This window comes from Advenella mandrilli, assembly GCF_016595155.1.
In the GTDB taxonomy this organism is placed as follows: Bacteria; Pseudomonadota; Gammaproteobacteria; order Burkholderiales; family Burkholderiaceae_B; genus Advenella; species Advenella mandrilli.
Genome location: NZ_JAENGP010000014.1, coordinates 98,267 through 110,424 on the forward strand (window position 1 = coordinate 98,267; position 12,158 = coordinate 110,424).

General features: G+C 49.3%; 12 protein-coding genes, 1 pseudogene and 1 CRISPR repeat array. Of the genes and pseudogenes, 6 read left to right on the plus strand and 7 right to left on the minus strand.

The window, feature by feature from the left end:
* Positions 1-64: 64 nt before the first annotated feature.
* The 3 genes from JHL22_RS12650 to JHL22_RS12660 all read right to left on the minus strand — a co-directional run bounded on the left by JHL22_RS12650 (position 65) and on the right by JHL22_RS12660 (position 4,928).
* The gene (locus JHL22_RS12650; RefSeq protein ID WP_234041275.1) at positions 65-2,758 is read right to left on the minus strand and encodes a M16 family metallopeptidase; all 2,694 of its coding nucleotides are present in this window, start codon (positions 2,756-2,758) and stop codon (positions 65-67) included.
* A 109-nt stretch (positions 2,759-2,867) separates the two neighbouring features.
* Complete coding sequence (locus JHL22_RS12655; RefSeq protein WP_200238097.1) at positions 2,868-4,040, minus strand: vWA domain-containing protein; 1,173 nt, start codon at positions 4,038-4,040, stop codon at positions 2,868-2,870.
* A 12-nt stretch (positions 4,041-4,052) separates the two neighbouring features.
* Positions 4,053-4,928 (minus strand): AAA family ATPase, encoded by an 876-nt coding sequence (locus tag JHL22_RS12660; protein WP_234041276.1) that lies wholly within the window; start codon positions 4,926-4,928, stop codon positions 4,053-4,055.
* Between the two features lie 148 nt (positions 4,929-5,076).
* Between JHL22_RS12660 and JHL22_RS12665 the strand changes: the two genes are divergently transcribed.
* Together JHL22_RS12665 and JHL22_RS12670 are read left to right on the plus strand one after the other, a co-directional pair.
* Complete coding sequence (locus tag JHL22_RS12665) at positions 5,077-5,427, plus strand: c-type cytochrome (protein WP_200238101.1); 351 nt, start codon at positions 5,077-5,079, stop codon at positions 5,425-5,427.
* Between the two features lie 14 nt (positions 5,428-5,441).
* Positions 5,442-5,804: a c-type cytochrome gene (locus tag JHL22_RS12670; protein WP_200238103.1), complete on the plus strand. Its 363-nt coding sequence runs from the start codon at positions 5,442-5,444 to the stop codon at positions 5,802-5,804.
* Positions 5,805-5,821: 17 nt separating this feature from the next.
* Here the strand turns inward: JHL22_RS12670 and JHL22_RS12675 are convergent, their stop codons facing one another.
* Positions 5,822-6,250, minus strand: coding sequence for a DUF1841 family protein (locus JHL22_RS12675; RefSeq protein WP_200238106.1), 429 nt, complete (start codon positions 6,248-6,250; stop codon positions 5,822-5,824).
* Positions 6,251-6,463: 213 nt separating this feature from the next.
* On the opposite strand from JHL22_RS12675, the gene icd reads away from it, so the two are divergent.
* The 3 genes from icd to JHL22_RS12690 all read left to right on the plus strand — a co-directional run bounded on the left by icd (position 6,464) and on the right by JHL22_RS12690 (position 8,802).
* Positions 6,464-7,720, plus strand: a complete 1,257-nt coding sequence (gene icd / locus JHL22_RS12680; protein ID WP_200238108.1) for an NADP-dependent isocitrate dehydrogenase — start codon at positions 6,464-6,466, stop codon at positions 7,718-7,720.
* Positions 7,721-7,912: 192 nt separating this feature from the next.
* On the plus strand, positions 7,913-8,374 hold the full coding sequence (locus JHL22_RS12685; protein WP_200238110.1) for a methyltransferase family protein: 462 nt from the start codon (positions 7,913-7,915) through the stop codon (positions 8,372-8,374).
* 125 nt (positions 8,375-8,499) lie between these two features.
* Positions 8,500-8,802 carry a hypothetical protein gene (locus JHL22_RS12690; RefSeq protein WP_200238113.1) on the plus strand — a complete coding sequence of 101 codons (303 nt, stop codon included), beginning with the start codon at positions 8,500-8,502 and terminating at the stop codon, positions 8,800-8,802.
* A 72-nt stretch (positions 8,803-8,874) separates the two neighbouring features.
* On the opposite strand, the gene JHL22_RS12695 is transcribed toward JHL22_RS12690, so the two are convergent.
* Positions 8,875-9,243 (minus strand): helix-turn-helix domain-containing protein, encoded by a 369-nt coding sequence (locus JHL22_RS12695; protein ID WP_200238115.1) that lies wholly within the window; start codon positions 9,241-9,243, stop codon positions 8,875-8,877.
* A gap of 268 nt (positions 9,244-9,511) precedes the next feature.
* Here JHL22_RS12695 and JHL22_RS16220 point away from each other — a divergent pair, with 268 nt between their 5' ends.
* Positions 9,512-9,706: an HD domain-containing protein gene (locus JHL22_RS16220; protein WP_200238117.1), complete on the plus strand. Its 195-nt coding sequence runs from the start codon at positions 9,512-9,514 to the stop codon at positions 9,704-9,706.
* Positions 9,707-9,718: 12 nt separating this feature from the next.
* Here the strand turns inward: JHL22_RS16220 and JHL22_RS12705 are convergent.
* Together JHL22_RS12705 and JHL22_RS12710 are read right to left on the minus strand one after the other, a co-directional pair.
* A pseudogene (locus JHL22_RS12705) lies at positions 9,719-11,271 on the minus strand (IS3 family transposase).
* A 92-nt stretch (positions 11,272-11,363) separates the two neighbouring features.
* Positions 11,364-12,002: direct repeats of the CRISPR family, unit length 29 nt; unit sequence GTGTTCCCCGTATGCACGGGGATAAACCG.
* Between the two features lie 69 nt (positions 12,003-12,071).
* The coding region (locus JHL22_RS12710; RefSeq protein ID WP_200235981.1) for a transposase domain-containing protein at positions 12,072-12,158 on the minus strand (87 nt) is incomplete at its 5' end.

Below are 12,158 nucleotides of genomic sequence, written 5' to 3' on the forward strand. Positions count from 1 at the left end.
TATCAATACTTGCTGTAAACACCCCCCTTAGGAGGGGGTAATGGAACAGGTCTTGCCAGAAACGTCAGTCTGCCTTACCGGCAAAATCACCGGCAAAGGCTTCAGATATGTTGTCTGGTTTCAGGTAGGTCTTCATGGCCTGATGAACCTGTGCCGTGGTCAGGTTTTGAATCGCTTCTTCAAACTTCTGGTTCCATTCAAAGCTGCGGTCCAGTGAGAGGTATTTCAACCAGGTAGAAGACAGGACGCTATCCTGTGAACGGGCCAATGAACGCAGGTTAAGGGCCGAACGGATGCCATCTGCCAGTTCCTCTTCGGTAAAACCGTCTTTCAATGTGGTCTGGATAGTTTCATCAATCAGGGATTTGACGCGTTCCTTTTCAGCGGGCGAATAAATAGCCTGTAATGACCAGGCGCCCGATGGCTCGAAAGAGGAAACATTCAGTGAACTGCGGATACTGTAAGACAGCCCTTCCTGAGTACGGATACGGGTCCATAGGCGGGACGTTTCGGTGGCGCCCAGCAGGTAGTTGGCCATGAACAGGGCCGGATAATCCGGATGGTCATTTTGCAGTTCGATGGGTAACCTGGCTATATATACCGCATTGGCCTTGTCAGGGGTCTCAATGGTGAAGGTGGCTGGTTTTACGGCATGGTAGGGCATGTCTATGCGTTCATAGTTTGGCGCCTGCTTCCAGCTTTTAAGCCTGTCTTCAAGAACGGTGTTGATTTGCTGTGGCTCAAAGTCGCCCACGATGGCTATATCAATATCACCCGCACCAAAGAAATTGTTTTGAAACTCACGCAGGGCTTTGGGATTAATGGCCTGGATGTTTTTGATGAGTTCCTCATAAGTGGGAACATAGCGGATATCGCCCTTGGGCCAGATATCGCCGTGGCGGCTAAGGGTGTTGTTGGCCAGTGCACCGGGTTCGGTCATGGCGTTCCTGATAGAAGTGATGACCCGTTCTTTGTATTCATCAACCTCTTTCACGGGATAGTTGGCTTGCTGGATAAGCTCAAGGCTAAATTGCAGCAAATCGGCAAAGTGCTTTTTGTGGGTGGAAACCGACACCATCAGGCGATTGCCACTGATACCGAAATGAAGGTTGCCCTGCAAGGCGTCTATGCGGTCCTGGATTTCCTGGCGTGACAGGGTGGCAGTCCCGTTAAGTATTAATGAAGCCGCTGCCGCAGACAGGCTGGCCATATCGTTCATGGCCTGGGCATTGGCAAACTGGATTTTATAATCGGCCTGGACGCGATTGCCCCGGGTTGGCTTGACCAGCATGGCGGTGCTAATGGTGCCATTGGGCAGCTTGATCACTTCACGCTGAGTCAGCTTGTCGATGTTTTCCGGCGAAGAGTCGAAGGCGTCGGTTTGTGTAAAGGTTGGATCACCTTTGTATTCGTTGAGCAATTGCGTAATATCGGGGACGGTTTCAAAGGGTGCCCGTTGCGGGTTGTCGGTTGGTTTGTAACGTCCGCTGGTGCGGTTGCTGGCCAGTAAATAAGTGTGTATGGCTTGCTGGACGTCTTCCAGGCTGATGTTTTTGACCCGGTCGCGTTCCAGAAAGAAAAGCCGCCAGTCACCCGAGGCAATGGCTTCTGAAAGGCCAATTGCCATTTGCTCGGTACTGGCATACAGCTCATCCCATTGGGTTAGCCAATTGTTTTTGGCCCGGTCCAGCTGCGCTTGGGTAATTGGGTATTTGGCGCTTTGTTCAAGCACTTCATGCAGGGTTTGTTGTGCTTTGGCAATGTCCATGGTGTCATTAAGCTGGGCACCAAAAAAGATCAGTCCGGGATGATGGTGTGCCATGGCAAAGCCAAATACGCCGGTGGCCAGGTTGTTTTCTACCAATTCCTTGTAAAGCGGGCCTGATGGGCTGTCGGCCAGAATATTGGCGGCCAGGTCCAGCAAAATATATTGCTCACTGGAAGACGCCGGGATATGGTAAGTGGCGGCTATAAAAGGCATGCCGCCACTGCGCTCAAGAATGATCTGGCGTTCGCCGTCCTGCTGGGGCTCTACGGTGGGCGCTTCGGTCAGGGTGCGTTCGGGTTTGGGAATGGAACCAAACAGCTGGTTAATTTCGCTTAGCGTTTGTTCTGGGTCAAACTGGCCAGCCACCACCAGGACCGCATTATCGGGCTGGTAGTAGCGGTCGTAAAAGTCACGCAGTTCGCTGGCCTGCATGCCTTCAAGATCACTGCGGGCACCAATGGTGCTGTTGCGGTAATTGTGCCATTGGTAGGCCGTTGAACGCATTTTTTCGGTCAGGGTCCGGAAAGGGCTGTTTTCTCCGCGCTCAAGTTCGTTCAGTACGATGCCGCGCTCGGCATTCAGGTCGTCTTCCTGGATGGCTGCATGTCGCATGGCATCGGCCTGCCAGGACAAATACCATTTCAGGGTTTCGGGGTTGCTGGCAAAGCTGGCGTAATAGTTGGTGCGGTCAGCCGAGGTGGAGCCATTGGCATGCAAGCCCCTTTTTGAAAATTCGGCCAATGCATTGGGGGTGTCTGGTGTTCCCCTGAACATTAAATGCTCAAGCAGGTGAGCCATGCCCGTACGCCCGTATTGTTCGTGGCGGGAACCCACCAGATAAGTCATGTTAACCGTGGTGGTGGGCTTGGATTGATCGGGTGCCAGCAGAACCCGTAAACCGTTATCCAGTTCGTATTCGGTAATGCCTTCGATACTATGGATTTGTACCGGTTGGGTGGGGGCGCCTGTGGCGGGAATGGGTGATGACATAAAAAGGAAAAAAGACAGTAATAAAAAAGTAAAGTAAAGCGAAAGTGGCTGACGATGTCTCATGGCAAGTTGAATGATTGGGCAGATGATGCTTTAACAATGAAGTGACTTATTTGGACAAGAACCGCATCCCTTCTTCCAGGCCGGCAACCGTGACCCCGTACATGCGGTCTTGCACAATATTGCGGATAAGCTCGATGGATTGCCGGTAGGGCCAGTAACTGGTGGGTTCGGGATTGAGCCAGATGGATTTGGGCCAATGCTCTATAAGACGCTGCAGCCAGGCGGCACCGGTTTCCTTATTGTAGTGCTCTACCGAACCACCCGGATGCATGATTTCGTAAGGGCTCATAGTGGCATCGCCCACCAGGATCAGACGCCAGTCGGCATTGTATTTTCTAAGTAATTCCCAGGTGTCCATGTAGTTGCGGCGCCCGTTACTGTTATAGCGCCAGACGCGTTCGTAAACGCAGTTATGGAAATAATAAACGTCCAGATGATGGAATTCGCTGCTGGCAGCCGAAAACAGTTCTTCTACGCGGGCAATGTGGTCATCCATGCTGCCACCCACATCAAGCAGCATCAGGACCTTAACGTTATTGTGACGCTCGGGAACCATTTTGACATCCAGGTAGCCGGCATTGCGGGCTGTACTGCGGATGGTGTCATCAAGATCAAGCTCTTCGGCGGCTCCTTCGCGGGCAAAGCGGCGCAGGCGTCTTAGGGCAACCTTGAAGTTGCGGGTGCCCAGTTCCTGCTGGTCATCATACTCCTGGAACAGGCGTTCATCCCATACCTTGATGGCGGTGCGGTGGCCGGCGGACTCTCCGCCCACGCGAATGCCTTCCGGGTGATAGCCACTATTACCAAAGGCCGAGGTGCCGCCTGTGCCGATCCATTTGTTGCCGCCGGCATGTCGCTCTTGCTGTTCTTCAAGGCGTTGTTTGAACAGCTCCATGAGCTTTTCCCAGCCATGTTTTTCGATGGCTGCTTTTTCTTCTGGCGTGAGTGAATTTTGCAATTCGTTCATCAGCCATTCCAGGGGGATTTCCTGGCTGTCGGCCAACTGGGCTTCGACGCCTTTTGCAAAGAGGGAGAAAGCCTGGTCGAAGCGGTCAAACAGCGTTTCATCTTTAACCAGGGTCATGCGTGACAGCAGATAGAAGTCATGCAACGTGGGTGCCATGACCTGTTCACGCAAGACCTCGAGCAGTGTGAGGTATTCTTTGACGGAGACCGGCAGCTTGTGATTGCGAAGGTGATAGAAGAAATTGATAAACATGGGTAGCCTGATTTATGAGCGACGCATATTCTGGGCCATCGCGGAAAGTCGTTCCAGCAGGCTCAGGTCCTGTTCGTTTTTCAAGAGGGCGCCTGCCATGATGGGAATCGCGGTAGCCGCGTGGGCATCAATTTTACCGGCGCTGATGTCTTCGGCAATCAAGAGCGACAGCCAGTCAAGAAATTCGGACGTGGAGGGTTTCTTTTTCAGGCCGGGTGCTTCGCGCAGGGTGAAGAAATGATCAAGGGCGGCTCGCAAAACTTCGGCCTTGATATCGGGGAAGTGCACATGGACAATGTCTTTTAGAGTGGCACGGTCGGGGAACTGGATGTAGTGGAAAAAACAGCGGCGCAGGAAAGCGTCGGGTAGTTCTTTTTCATTGTTTGAGGTAATAATGACCAGAGGGCGGTGTTTGGCCACAATGGTTTGTTGGGTTTCGTATACATGAAACTCCATTTGGTCCAGTTCGCGCAATAAATCGTTGGGGAACTCGATGTCGGCCTTGTCAATTTCATCAATCAGGACAACGCAGGGTTTTTCTGACTCAAAAGCCTGCCACAGCACGCCTTTGTTAATGTAGTTGCGGATATCCTTGACCCGTTCATCACCCAGTTGGGAGTCACGCAGGCGGGATACGGCATCATACTCGTACAGCCCCTGATGGGCTTTGGTGGTAGACTTGATATGCCATTGCAATAAGTCGCGTCCCAATGCCCGTGCTACCTCTTCGGCCAGCATGGTTTTACCTGTGCCGGGCTCGCCCTTGATTAACAGCGGACGCTGTAAAGTAAGGGCGGCATTAACCGCCAGCTTAAGGTCTTCGGTGGCGATATAACGGTCTGTTCCTGAGAATTTTGTTGAGTCATTAGGGTTTATAGGTATATTCATTTCCATCCTGCAACATAAAAATAGGGGTTCAATACATTAAGGCTTAATACTAAACTGAATTGATAGGACGAATCGTAAAATCAATCAATTGCAGCTCTATCCGTTGTTTTTAATTAAAATTTTTAACAATCACCCAAAAGAGCAATATATGACGAAGCAATCGTTAAAGCGTACCATAAATTTGTTGGCCATTATGGCCTGCAGTATAACGGTGTCGCAGGCATTTGCGCAGCAGGCTGCCCCTGTCGGAGACATAGAGGCAGGAAAAGGCAAAATATTCATGTGTATTGGCTGTCATGGTATAGAGGGGTACCGGGCCAGTTTTCCCGAGGTGTACCGGGTTCCTAAAATTGCAGGCCAGAATGCCGAGTATATTGTTGCTGCCCTGAAAGAATACCAGTCTGGCGCCCGTACTTTTCCTTCAATGATTGCCGTTGCTCATAGCCTGTCTGAACAGGACATGCTTGATCTGGCGGCCTATTACGCACAACTCAAATAGTCGGAGACATTGTCATGAAACGGGTAAATGTAATGTTGTCGGGCATGGTTCTGGCCCTGTCAGGGACTGTGCACGCGGCCGATCTGAAGGCCGGGAAAGCGGCGTTTGAGACAAAGGGATGCGTGGCCTGTCATGGTGCCGATGCTGCTACTTCGGTGGCACCCATGTATCCCATTCTGGCCGGGCAGCACGATGATTATTTGAAGCATGCCCTAATGGCCTATGTCAGGGGGGCGCGTAATGCACCGCCTTCTGCCAATATCAGGAAAAATCCAATTATGGCGCTTCAGGTTCAGAACCTGACGCCTGCCGACATTGACAATATTTCTGCCTGGCTGGCCACCTTGCCCAGTGTGCTAAGCCACCGGCGGCAATAATTACATCAGTCACTGCATTAATGACGATGCACGCGCTGCTTTAGCAGCTCAAGATAATGCTCGTTGTCAAGGGGTTTGCCCAGGCGCTGGGCTTCCCACAACACGGTTCCCAGGCATTCCATGATTTCGTGGGCGGCATCGTGCGTGCTGCTGCGGGCAGCCAAAGCCTGGAAAACATCCCTGATTCCCGGAGGGCTGTTGATGGATATTTGCTCTTCGATGGCCAAGTGCATGGACAGGTGTAAAAACGGGTTGACCTGACCTTGGTCGACTGAAAAGTCCCTGCTTTTGGCGTCGGGGTTTTCAAGTATGTGGTGATATTCGGGGTGTTGCTGTATCCAGTTTAGGGCAATAGACTCCAGAGGGGTAAGAATTTGCTTTTTCTGGTGTTTGCTCCAGGTATCTATAAAGAAGTCTCTGACCTGGTCACGGGAAGGGTTGAACATAGGGGTATAGTGAAGGTAAAAAATATAGGTTATAGGCTATTTTGCCTCAGAATTGTCCGAATCAGGAAATATTTCTGAAAAATCGCGAATGTTTTAAAACGGTGTAAACTTTTTCAGTTAAACTATAGGTCTTATATAAGACCTGCGGCGTTCCATATCCTATCGTGCTGCAGGTTTTAGGTTCATTGTCTTATTGTGGGTTACGGAGCCAACATGTCTTATCAACATATTAAAGTCCCGGCAGCGGGCGAAAAAATCACGGTTAACGCCGACTTCTCTCTGAATGTACCAGATCAACCAATCATTCCTTTCATTGAGGGTGACGGTACTGGTGCAGACATCACGCCAGTCATGTTGAAAGTGGTTGATGCTGCGGTTGCCAAAGCGTACGACGGTAAACGTAAAATTCACTGGATGGAAGTTTATGCCGGTGAAAAATCAACAAAAGTATATGGCCCAGACGTTTGGCTGCCAGAAGAAACCATGGAAGTCGTTAAAGATTACGTTGTTTCCATTAAAGGCCCCTTGACTACACCCGTTGGTGGCGGTATTCGCTCACTGAACGTGGCATTGCGTCAACAGCTGGATCTGTACGTATGTTTGCGTCCTGTACGTTACTTCAAAGGTGTTCCTTCACCTGTACGTGAGCCAGAAAAAACAGACATGGTTATTTTCCGTGAAAACTCGGAAGATATCTATGCAGGTATCGAGTTCCCGGCTGAATCCGAACAGACTCAAAAACTGATCGCTTTCCTGCAAAACGAATTGGGCGTTTCCAAAATCCGCTTCCCTAATACTTCAGGTATCGGTATCAAACCCGTATCACGTGAAGGTACACAGCGTTTGGTTCGCAAAGCCATTCAATACGCGATTGATAACGACAAACCAAGCGTTACCATCGTTCATAAAGGCAACATCATGAAATACACCGAAGGTGGTTTCCGTGATTGGGCCTATGAATTGGCACAAAAAGAATTTGGCGCTGAATTGATTGATGGCGGCCCATGGTGCAAATTCAAGAATCCTAAAACAGGTAAAGACATTATCGTTAAGGATTCTATCGCTGATGCATTCTTGCAACAAATTCTGTTGCGTCCTGCCGAGTACTCTGTCATTGCCACATTGAACCTGAACGGTGACTATGTGTCTGACGCATTGGCTGCTCAAGTTGGTGGTATTGGTATCGCTCCTGGTGCCAACCTGTCTGACTCTATCGCCATGTTTGAAGCTACTCACGGTACCGCACCTAAATATGCAGGTAAAGACTACGTGAACCCAGGTTCAGAAATCCTGTCTGCAGAAATGATGCTGCGTCACATGGGTTGGACTGAAGCGGCAGACCTGATTATTTCTTCTATGGAAAAATCAATCCTGTCCAAAAAAGTAACCTATGACTTTGCCCGTTTGCTAGAAGGTGCAACACAGGTTAGCTGCTCTGGCTTTGGTCAGGTAATGATCGAAAACATGTAAGCTGCTTTATTGCTTTAAGCAATAACTTGTTTGCAAAAACCCGCACTGCTTATGGTAGTGCGGGTTTTTTGTTACCCTTTGCCTGGGCAGGCATGTTTTTATTTGCTTATGCATAAACAAACAATAATTCAAGGCCAGGGTTTGCGCAGTAGATCGCGCCATTGCTGAGGGCAGTTTATTAAGGATATTGTCATGAACAAGCTGGAAACCAGAATTCCTCCACCGCTCATTGTGATTGTCATCGGGCTTCTGATGTGGCAATTGAGCCCGGCGGCTATGAGGATTGAAGAGGGCGCCCTGATACGCCAGAGTATTGCCGGCATCGTGGCATTTATTGGCCTGACATGCGATTTTTTGGGGGCTGTTTCATTCCGGAAAGTAAAAACCACGGTGAACCCCATGAGCCCTGAAAAATCATCGGCCTTGGTGTGTACGGGTATTTATAAGTATTCACGCAACCCGATGTACCTGGGTATGGCTTTGTTGTTGCTGGCGTGGGCCATTTACCTGGCGTCTGCCTGGTCTTTGTTGGGTATAGTGGCATACGTGCTGTATATCACCCGTTTCCAGATTATTCCCGAAGAGCGGGCAATGGAAAAACTGTTTGGGCAGGAATACAGGGATTACAAGGCTAAAGTACGGCGCTGGTTGTAAGTACCATGCAATGTAGCAAGGTTGGGACGGTTTTCATTTGTTAATGATACTTTGTGCCGCTCCAGTGGTATGATGGATGTAACAGTATGCATATAACGTAAATGAAATTTTTATAAGGAATAATAATGCCACCCAAACATAATTTTGAATGGCGTTCGCAGCGGGAATATCACAACTTGTTTGTAAACCGTGCTGATAATGATCTTGCCGGACCTGCGTGGCGGATAGAAGTTGTGGGGTTGCCCGGAGGCGGCGTACCCGGCAAGCAAGTGGATCAATCAGATCTGTCTAAACTGATAGACCCTTCCACCGGCGGGTTTTGGGAAATGATGTGTTTTGATGACTGGTTGTTTGATTTGGAGAAGATTGAGATTTTGTATTCAAGTCGGATGGTTGTCATGCATGTCGACAGCAAATTTGAGGCTTGAAGCGGGTCAGTCCAAATAATTACATACCCGCGATTTCTGAATAAATTCACTATGACTGCTGACGCGGGTATGTCAATAGAATGTCGTTTCATCCCCAACAAGCTGGTCGTCAATCAACGTAGGCAGGCCGTACGTGTCAATGGCCATTATTACTTCATTTCTCGTCAAAATGTTATGAAGAGTTGCAGTTCCAAGAGTGATTCCATGCAGGCGACTGAATTTGCGTTGAATTCTCCTGGCGCAAAGGTTGTGAGAACAGAGCATAGATAAAATTAATTGCTCTTCAATATTAGCAACCATAGTTGTAGGTGAGCTTTTAGGGCGTCTGCTTTTGTTAATCAGGGCATTTATGTCATTTTGTTGATAGCGTCGCCACCATTTCCTTAAGGTAGAACTGGATATGTAGCGACGACGACATACCAAGCCTGCATCGCTGCTCACGTTGTATGACCTAATCCACTGTAATCACTGCTGTATTTCTCTATTCATAAATACCCATTATATTGAAATGATGTCTATGAATCACACAGTTAAGGCAAGGGTTGATGGTGATTGAATTTTTAGGTGGATTTTGAGAATTTACTAAAAGTTAAAAAAATATTAAATTTTTTTAATCTTGTAAGTAAAATATGTTTCAAGATAGAATCTAATAACCACATTAACTAAATTATAGGATCGCATTATTAATTTAAGAAGCGACTTTTTATAAATGGATAAAAGCTACTATAGGTATATAGGTAAATTAGATCGGGGAAAATCAAAAAATGCTAATTATCACTTGTTGCCTTATCATTGCTTAGATGTGGTAGCGACAGCGAAAGCATTGCTTGAAGCCAATGAGAAATTTACGACAGATGTGTCAGAACTATTAGGAATTCCTCCGGCGCGGTGTTTGTCAAGGTAGTTGGAACGTGAATCATGCCGCCTCTAACGTTTTTTCCTGTTGAATGATCTTCAGGTTTTTATCGGGATTGAGCCAGACTTCTCCAATCGGTTGCCAGTTACGTGTCTGACCTGACCAGCGGGCGGGATTGGCACGTTGGGCCTGTTGGTACAGTTCGTGGCGAGCCCGTAGGATATTCTCATCCTGGCCAGCATGGCGCTGAGCCGGTGTGACATAGCGGATTTGGCTATGACGATGTTCTTCGTTATACCATCGCACAAAGTGATGAACCCATTGGCGGGCATCTTCAATCTGGTTAAAGCCATTGGTTGGAAACCGTGGATGATATTTGCAGGTACGGAAGAGCGATTCTGAATACGCATTATCATTGGATACACGAGGTCGACTGTGTGACGGCGTAATACCCAGGCTGTCCAGCTTGGCATACAGGGTGGAACCTTTCATGGCCGAACCATTGTCCGCGTGCAATACCAGCGGCTTATGCGCACATTTTTCACGCAGTACGGCCCGCTGAATCAGGGTGGCGCTGTTATTCATGTTTTCTGCCTCGAAGACTTCGTGGCCCACGATTTTGCGGCTGTAAATATCCATAATCAGGTACAGATAAAAGGATAGGCCCCGTATTGAGGTTGGCAAATACGTCACATCCCAACTCCAGCAAGCATTGGGTTCATCGGCACAATGACGACGGGGCGGACCTTTATGGCGTGGTGCTGCCGCGCGTCCACGGCGATGCTGTTCACCCGCCTGACGCAGGACGCGGTAGAAGCTGGACTCTGAAGCCAGATAACATTGTTCTTCATCCAGTAACCGGGCCACGATTTGCGCAGGTGGCAGACTGGCAAACTCGGGACGGTGACAGGTATCCAGAATGGTCTGACGCTCTTCTGGTGTCAGCGCATGGGCAGGTAAAGGATGCACCGCATGCCGGCGTTGATCCTCTGTGCCTGTTGACCAGCGGCGGTAAGTATTCAGGCCAATACCCAGCTCCTGGCAAATGCGTTGCAGTCGGGCGCCAGCCATCCGTGCTTCATTGACCAATTCAACAATTTGGCGGCGATCTGTGGCATTGGTCATTTTTCCTCGTCCCCCCAGATCGCCTGGACTTTTTTTCGCAAGGCCAAGATGGCCGCCGTTTCAGCCAAGGCGGCATCTTTACGACGCAGTTCACGCTCCAGTTCCTTGATGCGTTTACGTTCTGCTTTAGTGATTTCTGCTTGCTGTGCGGATGCTTTGGCACTGACGTCATTGGCTTGTTCACAACTGCTGCGCCACCGACGTATTTGCTCAACATACAGGCCACGACGGCGACAATATTCGGCCAGTTCCGTTTCGGATAAGGCTGCCGTTTCCAGGACGGCATTGAATTTTTCTGCCGAGCTCCAACCTTCCGGTGTGCTGGCTTGGTTTGGTAATAACCGGCCTTGATCACGTGCCTGTTTACGCCAGTTGTAAAGCGTCGCTTCGGAAATGCCTTCTTCCTGGGCTAATTCAGCAACCGTTCGGTTATGGGGAGCCATTAATTTGGCCAGTATCGCTTCTCGGCGTTCGGGTGAGTATTTCATAGGAACCTTTTCTTTGCCCCCATCTTAGGATGAGTTAAATTCTAACATCGGTTGAGGTTCCAACTAGTCTGACACAGGGGGACCCACGGGAAGTGTTCCCCGTATGCACGGGGATAAACCGCAGCAACGGAAAAGGAATATTTGCGAATGCAGGTGTTCCCCGTATGCACGGGGATAAACCGTTTATTGATTTTATTATTTGCCAAAATTTCTAGTGTTCCCCGTATGCACGGGGATAAACCGAAGTTTTTGCAAGACCTAGCCGGTGCAACCAAGTGTTCCCCGTATGCACGGGGATAAACCGTTAACAAGTAGTACCCCGAATGTTCCACGTGGGTGTTCCCCGTATGCACGGGGATAAACCGGCATCATTGAGGATATGATAGGGTGTAATGACGTGTTCCCCGTATGCACGGGGATAAACCGCCTTGCCCTTCATGCAATGAGCCCAACGATATGTGTTCCCCGTATGCACGGGGATAAACCGTAGATTTGACTGAATTTGATAATGAAGAAATTGTGTTCCCCGTATGCACGGGGATAAACCGCGAGAACTGGGCAGGCAACAACCGGAGGGCGTGTGTTCCCCGTATGCACGGGGATAAACCGCCTGCCCTGCTGTTATAGGAACATGCACATAAGTGTTCCCCGTATGCACGGGGATAAACCGGCCACGACATCCATCAATGCCATGCGCAACAAGTGTTCCCCGTATGCACGGGGATAAACCGGTTGTCATGTGTGGCAAAATCAATGTAATGCTCCGCCCCATACCGTATTGACAGCTTAAAACTTGTTTTTTACAGCTGCACTCGCCAGGGCAATAACTCGTCTACGCGATTAACCGGATAGTCAGCAATCACCGACAGCACATGACACAGGTACGC